The sequence below is a fragment of the Micromonospora inositola genome, assembly GCF_900090285.1.
GTDB lineage: Bacteria > Actinomycetota > Actinomycetes > Mycobacteriales > Micromonosporaceae > Micromonospora > Micromonospora inositola.
On sequence record NZ_LT607754.1, the window covers coordinates 5,963,183 to 5,978,003 of the forward strand.

General features: G+C 72.8%; 13 protein-coding genes. 1 reads left to right on the forward strand and 12 read right to left on the reverse strand.

Annotated elements, in window-relative coordinates:
• Positions 1–65: 65 nt before the first annotated feature.
• The 8 genes from pyrF to pyrR all read right to left on the reverse strand — a co-directional run bounded on the left by pyrF (position 66) and on the right by pyrR (position 11,156).
• Positions 66–902, reverse strand: a complete 837-nt coding sequence (pyrF, locus tag GA0070613_RS28470) for an orotidine-5'-phosphate decarboxylase (RefSeq protein WP_089015086.1) — start codon at positions 900–902, stop codon at positions 66–68.
• A gap of 134 nt (positions 903–1,036) precedes the next feature.
• Positions 1,037–2,311: an adenosylmethionine--8-amino-7-oxononanoate transaminase gene (locus GA0070613_RS28475; protein WP_089015087.1), complete on the reverse strand. Its 1,275-nt coding sequence runs from the start codon at positions 2,309–2,311 to the stop codon at positions 1,037–1,039.
• Between the two features lie 217 nt (positions 2,312–2,528).
• The gene (locus GA0070613_RS28480; protein WP_089015088.1) at positions 2,529–3,569 is read right to left on the reverse strand and encodes a quinone-dependent dihydroorotate dehydrogenase; all 1,041 of its coding nucleotides are present in this window, start codon (positions 3,567–3,569) and stop codon (positions 2,529–2,531) included.
• A gap of 97 nt (positions 3,570–3,666) precedes the next feature.
• On the reverse strand, positions 3,667–7,014 hold the full coding sequence (gene carB, locus GA0070613_RS28485) for a carbamoyl-phosphate synthase large subunit (protein WP_089015089.1): 3,348 nt from the start codon (positions 7,012–7,014) through the stop codon (positions 3,667–3,669).
• Positions 7,007–8,200, reverse strand: coding sequence for a glutamine-hydrolyzing carbamoyl-phosphate synthase small subunit (carA, locus tag GA0070613_RS28490; protein WP_089015090.1), 1,194 nt, complete (start codon positions 8,198–8,200; stop codon positions 7,007–7,009). Before carA ends, carB begins: the two co-directional genes overlap by 8 nt.
• 55 nt (positions 8,201–8,255) lie before the next feature.
• Positions 8,256–9,533: a dihydroorotase gene (locus tag GA0070613_RS28495; RefSeq protein WP_089015091.1), complete on the reverse strand. Its 1,278-nt coding sequence runs from the start codon at positions 9,531–9,533 to the stop codon at positions 8,256–8,258.
• Positions 9,530–10,456: an aspartate carbamoyltransferase catalytic subunit gene (locus GA0070613_RS28500; protein WP_089015092.1), complete on the reverse strand. Its 927-nt coding sequence runs from the start codon at positions 10,454–10,456 to the stop codon at positions 9,530–9,532. The genes GA0070613_RS28495 and GA0070613_RS28500 overlap by 4 nt, the downstream gene beginning before the upstream one ends.
• A gap of 118 nt (positions 10,457–10,574) precedes the next feature.
• Positions 10,575–11,156, reverse strand: coding sequence for a bifunctional pyr operon transcriptional regulator/uracil phosphoribosyltransferase PyrR (gene pyrR / locus GA0070613_RS28505; RefSeq protein ID WP_089015093.1), 582 nt, complete (start codon positions 11,154–11,156; stop codon positions 10,575–10,577).
• A 285-nt stretch (positions 11,157–11,441) separates the two neighbouring features.
• Here pyrR and bldD point away from each other — a divergent pair, with 285 nt between their 5' ends.
• Positions 11,442–11,930: a transcriptional regulator BldD gene (bldD, locus tag GA0070613_RS28510; RefSeq protein WP_013285505.1), complete on the forward strand. Its 489-nt coding sequence runs from the start codon at positions 11,442–11,444 to the stop codon at positions 11,928–11,930.
• Between the two features lie 74 nt (positions 11,931–12,004).
• On the opposite strand, the gene nusB is transcribed toward bldD, so the two are convergent.
• The 4 genes from nusB to aroB all read right to left on the reverse strand — a co-directional run bounded on the left by nusB (position 12,005) and on the right by aroB (position 14,746).
• A complete protein-coding gene (gene nusB / locus GA0070613_RS28515; RefSeq protein WP_172876034.1) occupies positions 12,005–12,415 on the reverse strand; it encodes a transcription antitermination factor NusB in 411 nt (136 codons plus the stop codon).
• A 23-nt stretch (positions 12,416–12,438) separates the two neighbouring features.
• Positions 12,439–12,996, reverse strand: coding sequence for an elongation factor P (gene efp, locus GA0070613_RS28520; protein WP_089015095.1), 558 nt, complete (start codon positions 12,994–12,996; stop codon positions 12,439–12,441).
• Between the two features lie 177 nt (positions 12,997–13,173).
• The gene (gene aroQ, locus GA0070613_RS28525) at positions 13,174–13,614 is read right to left on the reverse strand and encodes a type II 3-dehydroquinate dehydratase (RefSeq protein WP_089015096.1); all 441 of its coding nucleotides are present in this window, start codon (positions 13,612–13,614) and stop codon (positions 13,174–13,176) included.
• 55 nt (positions 13,615–13,669) lie between these two features.
• Positions 13,670–14,746: a 3-dehydroquinate synthase gene (gene aroB / locus GA0070613_RS28530; RefSeq protein ID WP_089015097.1), complete on the reverse strand. Its 1,077-nt coding sequence runs from the start codon at positions 14,744–14,746 to the stop codon at positions 13,670–13,672.
• Positions 14,747–14,821: the final 75 nt, after the last annotated feature.

The window sequence follows — 14,821 nt, forward strand, 5'->3', positions numbered from 1 at the left end:
TCAACGGAGTTTTCGGCAACGTGGGCGCGCGATGATGAACGGATAGTGACGGAGCCGTCAGTCAGTCAGGACGTACCCAGCGCCGCCCGGCAGTCGGCCAGGGCCCGGTCCGCCGCGGCCCGCAGGGCGGCCACGTCCGGCCCCGCGTGCAGGACCTCACGGGAGTACGAGGGCAGCACCGACGGCAGGCTGGAGCCGAAGACGGTGCGCAGATCCGCGGCCGTGCCGCCCTGGGCGCCGAGCCCCGGCGCGAGCAGCGGACCGTTCACCGTGGAGAGGTCGTGGCCGGTGTCGCCGACCGTCGCGCCGACCACCAGACCGAAGCTGCCGAGCGGCTCGGCACCCCTGTTGAGCTGGGAAATCTCGTCGATGACGGTCTGCGCGACGGTCCGCCCGTCGGCCGTGACGGCGCGCTGCACCGCCGCGCCCTCCGGGTTGGAGGTGAGCGCCAGGACGAAGACGCCGCCCCCGTGCGCGGCGGCCAGCTCGAACATCGGCGCGAGGGATCCGACCCCGAGATAGGGACTGGCCGTGACCGCGTCGACATACAGCGGGCTGGATGGATCGAGGTAGGCCGAGGCGTACGCGCTGACCGTCGAGCCGATGTCGCCGCGCTTGACGTCGAGCAGAACGAGCGAGCCGGCATCCCGCAACTGTCGGATAGTTGACTCAAGAATTTCGACACCCCGGGTGCCGAACCGCTCGAAGAAGGCCGACTGGGGCTTGACCACCGCAATCCGGTCACCGAGCGCCTCGACCACGGTACGGGCGAACCGATCGAGCCCGTCGACGTCGTCGGACAGGCCCCAGCGCGCCAGCAGACCCGGATGGGGATCGATCCCCACGCAGAGCGGTCCCCGTTCGGCCACGGCCCGGTGCAGGCGGGCGCCGAAGCTCTCCATCGCGACTCTCCCTCTCCTTCGCGCGGCGTCCCGCCGCGGTGGTCGTACGGCGGCGGACGCCGCCGCTCCTCGCCTGCCGGCCGCGGCCCGCGGCCGGGCGGCGGATCGGACGTCGGCCCGCTCGCCGGGCCGCCTCAGCCGGACTTGACCGCCGCCTCGACGCCGCTGACGATCCGCGCCACGTCCGCGTCGTCGGTGACGTACGGCGGCATGGTGTAGACCAGGTCGCGGAACGGGCGCAGCCAGACGCCCTGCGCCACCGCGGCCGCGGTCGCCCGGGTCAGGTCCACCTCGTGGTCGAGCTGGACCACGCCGATCGCGCCCAGCACCCGCACGTCCGCCACCCCGGGCGCCTCGCGCAGCGGCTCCAGCCCGGCCCGCAGCCCGTCCTGGATCCTCGCCACCTGCCCGGCCCAGTCCCCGGCCCGCAGCAGGTCCAGCGAGGCGTTGGCGACCGCGCAGGCGAGCGGGTTGCCCATGAACGTGGGGCCGTGCGCCAGCACCCCGCCCGCCGAGATGCCGCGGGCGATCTCGGGCGTGCAGAGCGCGGCGGCCAGGGTCAGGTAGCCGCCGGTGAGGGCCTTGCCGACGCAGAGCACGTCCGGGGTGACGCCGGCGTGCTCGGCGGCGAACATCGTGCCGGTACGGCCGAAGCCCGTGGCGATCTCGTCGAAGATGAGCAGGATGCCGTGCGCCCGGGTCACCTCGCGCAGCACCCGCAGGTAGTGCGGGTGGTGGAAGCGCATCCCGCCGGCGCCCTGGACCACCGGCTCCACGATCACCGCCGCCAGCTCGTCGGCGTGCCGTTCCACCGCGTCGACCAGGGCCTGCTCGTACGCCGGGTCCGGCGGGGTGTCGAAGCCGCCCGGCGGCACCGGCGCGAAGACCTGCCGGGGCAGCACGTCCCCCCAGAGGTGGTGCATACCGCCCTCCGGGTCGCACACGCTCATCGGGTGGAAGGTGTCCCCGTGGTAACCGCCCCGCCAGGTGCCCAGCCGGCGGCGTTCCGGCCGGCCGGTGGCCCGCTGGTACTGCAGGCACATCTTCACCGCCACCTCGACGCTGACCGAGCCGGAGTCGGCGAGGAAGACGTGCTCCAGGCCGTCGGGGGCCAGCTCGACCAGGGTGCGCGCCAGCCGCACCGCGGGCTCGTGGGTGAGCCCGCCGAACATCACATGGCTCATCCGGCCGAGCTGGTCGGTGACCGCCGCGTCGAGCACGGGGTGGCGGTAGCCGTGGATCGCCGCCCACCACGACGACATCCCGTCGACGAGCTCCCGGCCGTCGGCCAGCCGCAGCCGTACGCCCTGCGCGCTCGCCACCACGTGGGGCGGGCTGGCCGGCGGCAGCGCCGCGTACGGGTGCCAGACGTGCCGGCGGTCGGCGGCCAGGATCTCCTCGGGCGTCACGGGCCCTCCTTCGTGTCCTCGCGGGGACTGCTGCGCACCCCGATGGCAGGCACGGGCGGACCGGGCCGCACGCCGGTGGGGCCGGACGGTGCTCCCGCGGTCCCTTTGCTCTGCTGCAGCGACGGCAACACCGGGTGTCCGGATACCGGACGGCGGCCGTTGCGCCGGGGGCAGCAGAGCAAAGGGGGGTGCCGCGGGGACGTCGTCCGGCCCTGGTTCACCGCTGGCCGGCCGGTACCGCCGCTGTCCCGGCCGCCGCGCGGGCGGCCGCGCGGACCAGAGCGGGGCCACGGTAGATGAATCCGGTGTAGAGCTGGACGAGGCTCGCTCCGGCGTCGAACATCCGGGTCGCGTCGTCCGGGTCCAGGAGGCCGCCGACCCCGATCACCGGCAGCCGGCCGCCGGTCTCCCGGTCCACGAAGGCGACCACCTCGCGGGCGCGTCCGGCGAGCGGACGGCCGGAGAGGCCGCCGGTCTCCGCGCCGCGCTCCCGATCGGCCGGGGCGAGCCCGTCGCGGGCCAGCGTCGTGTTGGTGGCGATCACCCCGGCCGCGCCCCGGTTCAGGCAGACCTCCAGCAGCTCGGCGATGGCCGGCTCGGTGAGGTCCGGGGCGATCTTCACCAGCACCGGCTTCTCCCCCACCAGCGCCGCGAGCAGCGCGTCCAGGTGGGACTTGTCCTGAAGGGACCGCAGCCCGGGGGTGTTCGGCGAGGAGACGTTGACGGCGAAGTAGTCGCCGTGCCCAGTCAGCGCCCGGTAGGAGGCCAGGTAGTCCTCGACGGCCTCGTCCAGCGGGGTCACCTTGGACTTGCCGAGGGAGATGCCCAGCGGCACCCCGATCGGGCGGGGCAACGCCGCCAGCCGGTCGGCCAGGGCCGCGGCGCCGCCGTTGTTGAACCCCATCCGGTTCACCACGGCCTCGCTGTCCCGCAGTCGGAACAGCCGGGGCCGGGGGTTGCCCGGCTGGGCGTGCGCGGTGACCGTGCCGACCTCGACGAAGCCGAAGCCGAGCGCCGGCCAGGCCGGCAGCGCCAGCCCGTTCTTGTCCATCCCCGCCGCCAACCCGACCGGGTTCGGGAACTCCACCCCGAACACCGTCCGCGGCGCCCGCCGGAAGTAGCGGGCCCGCAGCGCGGCGAGCGCCGCCGGCCGCCGGGACACCGCGGCCAGCCGCCGCAGCGTCCACTCGTGCGCCGCCTCGGCGTCCCCACCCCCCAGCCGGAACAGCCCCGGCCGCATGACCTTCTCAAAGATCACGCCCGACCTCCCCGGGAGTGATCGATGATGAAGTTGTTGCCCCGCGCCTCGGCGTGTCGAGGCAACAACCTCATGATCGACGCGGCGATCCGGGGGGTCACTGGGCGGCCCGCAGGGCGGCGTGGAGCTCCTGGAGCGGGCGGACGCGCATGTCGCCGCGGATGCGGGCCTCGATGCCCATGACCGCCGCCGCCGCGCCGGGGACGGTGGTGATGCAGGGGATGTCCGCGGTCACGGCGGCGCTGCGGATCTCGTAGCCGTCGGAGCGGGCGCTGGCGCCGGAGCCCTGCGGCGTGTTGACCACCAGGGCCACGTCGCCGCCGAGGATCAGCGAGACCGCGTCCTCGCCCGCACCGGCCTCGTAGTGCTTGCGGATCTGCTCGCAGGCGATGCCGTGCCGGCGCAGCACCTCGGCGGTGCCGGTGGTGGCGACGATCTCGAAGCCCAGGTCGGCCAGGCGCTTGATCGGGAAGATCATGCCGCGCTTGTCCCGGTTGGCCACCGAGACGAAGATCTTCCCGGCCGTCGGCAGGGAGCCGTACGCGGCGGACTGCGACTTGGCGAAGGCGTGCCCGAAATTGGTGTCGATGCCCATCACCTCGCCGGTGGACTTCATCTCCGGGCCCAGCAGCGAGTCGATCCCCTTGCCGGCCGGGGTGCGGAACCGCTTGAACGGCAGCACCGCCTCCTTCACCGCGATCGGGGCGTCCGCCGGCATCGCGCCGCCGTCCCCGCTGGGCGGGAGCAGGCCCTCGGCGCGCAGCTCGGCGATGGTGGCGCCGAGCGCGATCCGGGCCGCCGCCTTGGCCAGCGGCACCGCCGTGGCCTTCGAGACGAACGGCACGGTACGCGAGGCGCGCGGGTTCGCCTCCAGCACGTAGAGCATGTCGTCCTTGAGGGCGTACTGCACGTTGAGCAGGCCGCGCACGCCCACGCCGCGGGCGATCGCCTCGGTGTACCGGCGCACCTGGGCCAGGTGGGAGCCGGCCAGGGTGATCGGCGGCAGCGCGCAGGACGAGTCGCCGGAGTGGATGCCGGCCTCCTCGATGTGCTCCATCACCCCGCCGAGGTAGACCTCGCCGTCGGCGTCGACCAACGCGTCCACGTCGATCTCGATGGCGTCGTCGAGGAAACGGTCCACCAGCACCGGGTGGTCCGGGGAGATGTCGGTGGCCCGGCCGATGTAGTCGCGCAGCGTGGCGTCGTCGTAGACGATCTCCATGCCCCGCCCACCGAGCACGTACGACGGCCGGACCAGCACTGGGTACCCGATCTCGTCGGCGATCGCCTTCGCCTCGTCGTACGAGGTGGCCATGCCGTGCGCGGGGGCGCGCAGCCCGGCCCGGGCGAGCACGGCGCCGAACGCGCCCCGCTCCTCGGCCAGGTGGATCGACTCCGGGGAGGTGCCGACCACGGGAAGCCCGGCGTCCTTGAGCCGCTGGGCCAAAGCCAACGGGGTCTGCCCGCCGAGCTGCACGATCACCCCGACCACGCCCGGCCCGCCGGCCGCCCGGCCGGAGGAGTCCTCCGCGTGCCAGACCTCCAGGACGTCCTCGAAGGTCAGCGGCTCGAAGTAGAGCCGGTCGGCGGTGTCGTAGTCGGTGGAGACCGTCTCCGGGTTGCAGTTGACCATCACCGTCTCGTAACCCACCTCCCGGAGGGCCATCACGGCGTGCACGCAGGAGTAGTCGAACTCGATGCCCTGCCCGATCCGGTTCGGACCGGAGCCCAGGATGAGCACCTTGGGCCGGTCCGAGGGCGCGACCTCGGTCTCCTGGTCATAGGTGGAGTAGTGGTACGGCGTGGTCGCCTCGAACTCGGCGGCGCAGGTGTCCACCGTCTTGTAGACCGGGCGGACGTCGAGCCGGTGCCGCAGGGTGCGGACGCCGTCCTCGGCGGCCAGCTCGGGGCGGAGCGCGGCGAGCTGCCGGTCGGACAGGCCGGCCCGCTTGGCCCGCCGCAGCAGGTCCGCGTCGAGCACCGGGGCATCCACGATCTCCGCGCGCAGCTCGACCAGCGCGGCGATCTGGTCCAGGAACCAGGGGTCCATCCCGCCGGAGGCGGCGGCGACCTCGGCGATGGTCGCGCCGAGCCGCAGCGCCCGCTCCACGGTGTAGAGCCGGCCGTCGTGCGGGATCCGCAGCGCGGCGAGGGTGTTCTCCTTCGTGGCGCCGGCCGGGTCCGGCACCGTCCAGAACCCGCCGCCCTTCGTCTCCATCGAGCGCATCGCCTTGTTCAGCGCCTCGGTGAAGTTGCGGCCCAGGCTCATCGCCTCGCCGACGGACTTCATCGTGGTGGTCAGCTCCGGGTCCGCGCCGGGGAACTTCTCGAACGCGAACCGGGGGATCTTCACCACCACGTAGTCGAGGGTCGGCTCGAACGCCGCCGGGGTCTTCAGGGTGATGTCGTTGGGGATCTCGTCCAGGGTGTAGCCGATGGCCAGCTTCGCGGCGATCTTGGCGATCGGGAAGCCGGTCGCCTTCGAGGCGAGGGCCGAGGAGCGGGACACCCGCGGGTTCATCTCGATCACGACGATCCGGCCGTCGGCCGGGTTGACCGCGAACTGGATGTTGCAGCCGCCGGTGTCCACCCCGACCTCGCGCAGCACCGCGATGCCGAGGTCGCGCAGCCGCTGGTACTCCCGGTCGGTCAGCGTCATCGCCGGGGCCACGGTGACGCTGTCGCCGGTGTGCACGCCCATCGGGTCGACGTTCTCGATCGAGCAGACCACCACCACGTTGTCGTGGCGGTCACGCATCAGTTCGAGCTCGTACTCCTTCCAGCCGAGCACGCTCTCCTCGATGAGCACCTCGTGCACCGGGCTGGCGGCCAGGCCGGCGCCGCCGATCCGGGCCAGGTCCTCGGCCGTGTGCGCCATGCCGGAGCCCAGGCCGCCCATGGTGAACGACGGCCGGATGACCACCGGCAGGCCCAGCTCGACGACGGTGGCCTCCACCTCGGCCATCGAGTGGCAGACCCGCGACCGGGGCACCAGGCCGGTCGGGTCGTCCAGACCGAGGCGTACGCCGGCCTTGGCGACGATGTCCTTGAACAGCTGCCGGTCCTCGCCGCGGTTGATCGCCTCGATGTTGGCGCCGATCAGCTCCACGCCGTACTTCTCCAGCACGCCCGCCTCGTGCAGGGCGACCGCGGTGTTCAGCGCGGTCTGCCCGCCCAGGGTGGGCAGCAGCGCGTCGGGGCGCTCCTTGGCGATGACCAGCTCGACGAACTCCGGGGTGATCGGCTCGACGTACGTGGCGTCGGCGAACTCCGGGTCGGTCATGATCGTGGCCGGGTTGGAGTTGACCAGGCTGACCCGGATTCCCTCGCTGCACAGCACCCGGCAGGCCTGGGTGCCGGAGTAGTCGAACTCGCAGGCCTGTCCGATGACGATCGGCCCCGAGCCGATCACCAGGATGTGCTTGAGATCGGTCCGCTTAGGCATTCGTGCGCCCCTCGCTGTGGGTCCGGCCTTCGCTGTGCTGCTGGTCGAGGCCGCGGCCCTCGATCAGCTCGGCGAAGCGGTCGAAGAGGTAGTCCGCGTCGTGCGGGCCGGCCGCCGCCTCCGGGTGGTACTGGACGGTGAAGGCGGGCACGTCCTTCGCCCGCAGCCCCTCGACCACGTTGTCATTGAGGCAGACATGGCTCACCTGGACGCCCCCGAACTCGGTCTCGATCACCTGGTCGGGGACGACCGCGCCGTGCCCGGCGCCCGGCACCTGGACGGCGAAGCCGTGGTTGTGGCTGGTCACCTCGACCTTGCCGGTGGCCCGGTCGAGCACCGGCTGGTTGATGCCGCGGTGGCCGTAGCCGAGCTTGTAGGTGCCGAAGCCGAGCGCCCGGCCGAGGATCTGACTGCCGAAGCAGATGCCGAAGAGCGGCACCTGCCGGCGCAGCACCTCTCTGGCGAGGGCCACCGGACCGTGGGCGGTGGCCGGGTCGCCCGGGCCGGGCGAGAAGAAGACCGCGTCCGCGCCGGTGGCGAGCAGGTCGTCGATGCTCGAACCGGCGGGCAGCACGTGGGTGGTGACCCCACGGGCGGCGAGCCGGCGCGGCACGTTGCGCTTGATGCCCAGGTCCAGCGCGGCGACCGTGAACCGGTGCGCGCCCTGCGCCTGGACCACGTACGGCTTTTCGGTGGTCACCTCGGCGGAGAGGTCCGCGCCGACCATCTGCGGCGACTGGCGGACCCGGGCCAGCAGGGCGCGCGGGTCGTCGTCGACGCTGGAGATGCCGACCCGCATGGCGCCCCGCTCGCGCAGGTGCCGGGTCAGCGCCCGGGTGTCCACGCCGCTGATGCCGACCACGCCCTCGGCGGCGAGCCGGTCCTCCAGCCCGCCGGTGGCCCGCCAGTTGGAGCCGATCCGGGCCGGGTCGCGGACCACGTACCCGGCGACCCAGATCCGGCCGGACTCGTCGTCCTCACCGTTGACGCCCGTGTTGCCGATGTGCGGGGCGGTCTGCACCACCACCTGGCGGTGGTAGGACGGGTCGGTCAGGGTCTCCTGGTAGCCGGTCATGCCGGTGTTGAAGACCGCCTCGCCGAAGGTCTCCCCGACGCTGCCGTACGCCTCGCCGTGGAACGTGCGCCCGTCCTCGAGGACGAGGATCGCCGATCGTCTGCGGGTCACTGTGCCGGCCTTTCGTTCGCGACTGCGGGACTCCGCTTCGCTGCATTCCTCGCGCTCACCGAACTGCCTTTCCGTCCAGGACCGTCGGCTCGCCGCGCAGGAAGGTCGCCACGATGCGACCCGGCAGCGTCATGCGGGCGTACGGGGTGTTGCGACTGCGACTGGCCAGCTCCGCCGGTTCGATGGTGCGGCGGGTGGCCGGGTCGACCAGGGTCAGGTTGGCCGGCACGCCGGGGGCGGGGTCGAGGCCGTGCCCGTCCAGGCCGGCGATCCGGGCCGGGGCCCGGGACATCCGCTCGGCGATCAGGTCCCACTGCGGGCCGAGCACGTCGAGGGCGATGGAGAGCGCCGTCTCCAGGCCGAGCATGCCCGGCCGGGCGTACGCCCACTCGCACTCCTTGTCCTCCACGGCGTGCGGGGCGTGGTCGGTGGCGACGATGTCGATCACGCCCTCGGCGAGGGCGGCACGGAGCGCGGCGACGTCGGTGGCGGTGCGCAGCGGGGGGTTCACCTTGTAGACCGGGTCGTACGTCTCGGCCTTGGAGTCGGTGAGCAGCAGGTGGTGCGGGGTCACCTCGGCGGTGACCTTCACCCCGCGCGTCTTGGCGTGCCGGAGCACCTCGACGCTGCCGGCGGTGGAGACGTGGCAGATGTGCAGGCGGCTGCCGACGTGCTCGGCCAGCAGCACGTCCCGGGCGATGATGGCCTCCTCGGCGACCGCCGGCCAGCCGGTCAGCCCGAGCCGGGTGGAGACCTCGCCCTCGTGCATCTGCGCGCCCTCGGTGAGCCGGGGCTCCTCGGCGTGCTGGGCGATCACCCCGTCGAACGCCTTGACGTATTCGAGGGCCCGGCGCATCAGCTTCGGGTCGGCCACGCAGTGCCCGTCGTCGGAGAAGATCCGCACCCGGGCCGCCGAGTCGGCCATCGCGCCCAGCTCGGCGAGCTGCCCGCCGGCCAGGCCGACGGTGACCGCGCCGATGGGCTGCACGTCGACCAGCCCGGCCTCCCGGCCGAGCCGCCAGACCTGCTCGACCACGCCGGCGGTGTCGGCGACCGGGGAGGTGTTGGCCATCGCGCAGACCGCGGTGTAGCCGCCGAGCGCCGCGGCGCGGGAGCCGGACTCGACGGTCTCGGCGTCCTCCCGGCCCGGCTCGCGCAGGTGGGTGTGCAGGTCGACCAGGCCGGGCAGGGCGACCAGCCCGGTGCCGTCGATCACCGTGGCGTCCGGCGCGGTCAGGCCCGCGCCGGTCTCGGCCACCACGCCGTCGCGGATCAGCAGGTCGGTCGGCGCGGCGCCGACCACGCTCACGCTCTTGATCAGGTACGCGGTCACCGGTTGTTCCCTCCGAGCAGCAGGTAGAGGACGGCCATCCGCACGGAGACCCCGTTGGCGACCTGTTCGACGATGGTGGAGCGGGGCGAGTCGGCGACCTCGGGCGTGATCTCCATGCCCCGGTTCATCGGGCCGGGGTGCATGACGATCGCGTGCTCGGGCAGCCGGCGCATCCGCGGGCCGTCCAGGCCGTAGCGGCGGGCGTACTCGCGGGCGGAGGGGAAGTAGGAGTCGTTCATCCGCTCGCGCTGCACCCGCAGCATCATCACCACGTCCGCCCCGGGTAGCACGGCGTCGAGGTCGTAGGAGACGTCGGTGCCGGGAGCGAGCGCCCCCGAGATGTCGACGGGGATCAGGGTCGGCGGGCCGACCAGGGTGACCTTGGCGCCGAGGGTGGAGAGCAGCAGCACGTTGGAGCGGGCCACCCGGGAGTGCAGCACGTCGCCGACGATCGCGACGTGCAGGCCGGCGAGCCGCCCCAGCCGGGAGCGCATCGTGTACGCGTCGAGCAACGCCTGCGTCGGGTGCTCGTGGGTGCCGTCGCCGGCGTTGACCACCGACCCGTCCACCCAGTTGGCCAGCCGGTGCGGGGCCCCGGAGGCGGGGTGCCGGACGACCACCGCGTCGGCGCCCATCGCCTGGAGGGTGAGCGCGGTGTCCTTGAGACTCTCGCCCTTGGCGACGCTGGAGCCCTTGGCCGAGAAGTTGATCACGTCGGCGCTGAGCCGCTTGGCGGCCGCCTCGAAGGAGATCCGGGTCCGGGTGGAGTCCTCGTAGAAGAGGTTCACCACGGTCCGGCCGCGCAGCGCGGGAAGCTTCTTCACCTCGCGGCCGGCGACGGTGGCCATCTCGGCGGCGGTGTCCAGGATCCGGGTGGCGGTGGCCGCGTCCAGGTCGGCCCCGGACAGCAGGTGGCGGATCATGAGCGGAGCCGCCTTTCGTTCGCGACTGCGGGGCTCCGCTCCGCTGCACTCCTCGCGCTCACAGGAGCCAGCCTTTCGTTCGCGACTGCGGGGCTCCGCTCCGCTGCACTCCTCGCGCTCACTGCGCACCCCCGAAGAGCTTGACCTCGTCGGCGCCGTCGGTCTCGGCGAGGGTGACCTTCACGCTCTCGGCGAGCGCGGTCGGGATGTTCTTGCCGACGTAGTCGGCGCGGATCGGCAGCTCGCGGTGCCCGCGGTCGACCAGGACGGCGAGCTGCACCGAGGCGGGGCGGCCGACGTCGCTGAGCGCGTCCAGGGCGGCCCGCACGGTGCGGCCGGAGAAGAGCACGTCGTCGACGAGGATGACCCGCTTGCCGTCGATCCCGCCCGTCGGCAGCTCGGTCGGGCCGACCGCGCGGGTGGCGTGCCGGCGCAGGTCGTCGCGGTAGAGGGTGATGTCGAGCACGCCGACCGGTACGGCCACGTCCTCGAAGGTGCTGATCCGGGCGGCGAGCCGCTTCGCGAGGGGCACGCCCCGGGTGGGGATGCCGAGCAGCACGGTGTCGGCGGCGCCCTGGGTCTTTTCGAGGATCTGGTGGGCGATGCGGTCGACCACCCGCGACACGTCGGCGGCGGCGAGGATCACCTTCACCGAGGGTTGTCGCGGCGGCGACGACTGGGCAGCCGATGGGTAGGCCACGGCGGACCTCCTTCCCCGCCTCACGGGACGGGTCGTTAAAGGACGTCTGGGTTGCCGGTCCGGCCGCGAACGGCCCGGACCGGGGCTTCACGCCACGTTACCAGCGGTCACCGGGCCGATCGCCGCCGGTACTGACCGCAGGATCAGGGTGGCGAAATGGGGATAACTCCCCCCGTGGTCCCCAACGGTAATGTCACGACCACTTGACCAGGTGTCGCAAGCCCCGTACCGTCACGCTCCGTAGCGATAGCTGGGAGAACCCCGAGCAGCACTGGGAGTGTCCGAATGCCCTCTGAATACGCCAAGTCGCTGGGCGCCCGCCTGCGCTCCATCCGCCAGCAGCAGGGCCTGTCCCTGCAGGGTGTGGAGGAGAAGTCGAACGGGCGGTGGAAGGCCGTGGTGGTCGGCTCGTACGAGCGCGGCGACCGGGCCGTCACCGTGTCCCGCCTGGCGGAGCTGGCCGACTTCTACCGCGTTCCCGTCTCGGAGCTGCTGCCCGACGGCAGCGGGGTGCGCCACGAGCCGACCAGCAAGATCGTCCTGGACCTGGAGCGGCTCTACGACGAGGCCTCCGAGGACCTCGCCTACGTCGCCCGGTACGCCCGTGCCATCCAGCAGCAGCGCGGTGACTACAACGGCCGGGTGCTCTCCATCCGCGCCGACGACCTGCGCGCTCTCGCCATCGTCTACGACGCCTCGCCGTCGGGCCTGATCGAGCGGCTCACCGAGCACGGTGTGCTGGTCGCCGACCCGCGGGCGTTCTTCGCGTCCTGACCTGCTCTCGTAGGAGAAAGGGCCCGTGCCACCCGGCACGGGCCCTTTCGTCGTACGGGTGCGGCGGCCGCCGCTCAGCGGGTGGCGTACTCGGCGATCCGGCCGAGCATCCCGTTGAGGAAGCGCGGCGAGTCGTCGGTCGACATCTGCCGGGCCAGCTCGACGGCCTCACTGATCGCCACCGCGTCGTCGATGTCGTCGACGTAGAGCAGCTCGTAGACGGCGATCCGGGCGAGGTTGCGGTCGACCACGGGCATCCGGTCGAGCGTCCAGCCCTCGGCGTAGCTGGCGATCAGCTCGTCGATCCGGTCGAGGTGCGCGGCGACGCCCTCGACCAGGCTGACCGCGTAGCCCAGGTGCTCCGGGCGGGGCTTCTCGATCCGCTCGATGTAGCCGGCGAGCACCTCGACCGGGGGCCGGTCCCGCAGGTCGGCCTCGAAGAGCACGTCCAGCGCCCGCTTGCGCGCCTTGCGGCGCGCCGGCATCTGCTGCTTGGGACCCTCGGCCATCAGGCGCGGCCGAGGTAACGGCCGTCGCGGGTGTCGACCTTGATCTTCTCGCCGGTGGTGATGAAGAGCGGCACCGGCACGGTCGCGCCGGTCTCGACGGTGGCCGGCTTGTTGCCGCCGGTCGACCGGTCGCCCTGCAGACCCGGCTCGGTGTAGGTGACCTCGAGCACGACGGAGGTCGGCAGCTCGATGTAGAGCGGGACGCTCTCGTGCGTGGCGACGGTCGCCTCGGCCTCCGGCAGGAGGTAGTTGGCCGCCTCGCCGACGGTGCCGCCGGGGACGGTGATCTGGTCGAACGTCTCCAGATCCATGAAGACGTAGTCCTCGCCGTCGGCGTACAGGTACTGCATGGTGCGCTTGTCGACGGTGGCGGTCTCGACCTTGGTGCCCGCGTTGAAGGTCTTGTCGACGACCTTGCCGGACAGCACGTTCTTCAGCGTGGTGCGCACGAAGGCACCACCCTTACCGGGCTTGACGTGCTGGAACTCGACGACGGCCCAGAGTTCCCCGTCGAGGTTGAGTACGAGGCCGTTCTTGAGCTCGTTGGTGGTGGCCATTTCCTGCCTTGATCATCAATTGGCGGACAGACCTGGAAAGTCTACTAGCTGTGTCGAACCGACAGCGCCGCCGCTGTCCCGCCCGACCCGAGGGTCACCCCGGGTGCCGGCGTCGATCACCCGCCGGTCCCACGGCGCGCCCAGCCGGGACGCCACGGAAGGTCACCGCGACCGGGTTCAGTCGGTGGCCGCCAGCCGGGCGGCGACGTGCCGCAGGGCGAGGTGGTAGCCGTCCACGCCCAGCCCGCAGATCACCCCGGTGGCCACCGCGGAGACCACCGAGTGGTGCCGGAACTCCTCGCGGGCGTGGATGTTGGAGATGTGCACCTCCACCAGCGGACCCCGCAGCATCGCGCAGGCGTCCCGCACGGCGATCGAGTAGTGCGACCAGGCGGCGGGATTGAGCACCACGGGCGCGCCCTCGTCGGCCGCCGCGTGCAGCCACCCGAGCAGCTCGTGCTCGGCGTCGGTCTGCCGGACCACCACGTCCAGGCCCAGCTCCCGGCCGACGTCCACACACATGGTGACCAGGTCGGCGTAGCTGGTCACCCCGTAGACCTCGACCTGCCGCGTGCCGAGCCGACCCAGGTTCGGGCCGTTGAGCACGTACACCCTCACCGTGCCACCTTCGTTCGCGACTGCGGGGCCCGAAAACCCGGCCCACTCCTCGCGCTCACCGGCTGATCTCCCGGTACGCGGCGTGCAGCAGCTCGTCGTCGGGGCCCTCCAGGATCGCCGGCCGGGCCAGACCGTCGAGCACCACGAAGCGCAGCTTGCTGCCCCGGGCCTTCTTGTCGACCCGCATCGCGGCGAGCAGCCGCGGCCACGCGTCGGCGGGATAGCTGGTCGGCAGGCCGAGCGCGGCCACCACGGTGCGGTGCCGCGCTGCGGTCGCCGCGTCCAGTCGACCGGCGAGCCGGGCCAGCGTGGCGGCGTAGACCAGGCCCACGGAGACGGCGTGCCCGTGCCGCCACCGGTAGCCCTCCACCTTCTCGATCGCGTGGGCCAGGGTGTGCCCGTAGTTCAGCACCTCCCGTACCCCGGACTCGCGCAGGTCACCGGAGACCACGTCGGCCTTCACGAGGATCGCCCGCTCGATCAACTCGCGGGTCACCGGCCCGGTCGGGTCGAGCGCGGCGGCGGGGTCCCGCTCGACCAGGTCGAGGATCACCGGATCGGCGATGAAGCCGCACTTGACCACCTCGGCCATCCCGGCGGCCAGGTCGGCCGGGGGCAGGCTGTCCAGGGTGGCAAGGTCGCAGATCACCCCGGCCGGCGGGTGGAAGGCGCCGACCAGGTTCTTGCCGGCGGCGGTGTTGACGCCCGTCTTGCCGCCCACCGCCGCGTCGACCATGCCGAGCAGCGAGGTCGCCACCGGCACCCAGCGCACCCCGCGGAGCCAGCAGGCCGCCACGAAGCCGGCCAGATCGGTGACCGCCCCGCCGCCCACCCCCACCACGGCGTCGGTGCGGGTGAACCCGGCCTCACCGAGCCGGTCCCAGCAGGCGGCGGCGACGTCGATCCGCTTGCCCTCCTCGGCGTCGGGCACCTCGATCAGCAGCGGGTCGACCCCGACCGCGCGGACCCGCTCACCTAGCGTCTCGGCGAGCTCCTTGAGCGGGGGTGCGTGCAGCACCGCGACCCGGGTCGCCCCGGGCAGCAGTCTGGGCGGCGGGTCGAGCAGGTCGCGTCCCACCAGCACGTCGTACGGCCGCTCGCCGCCGACCGGGATCCGGGTCACCTCGTCCATCGCCGGCAGCCTAGTCGAGCCGGTGACGTCGGGGTGCCGACTGTCCATTCCGTGGCCGGCGGGCCGCGCCGGGCG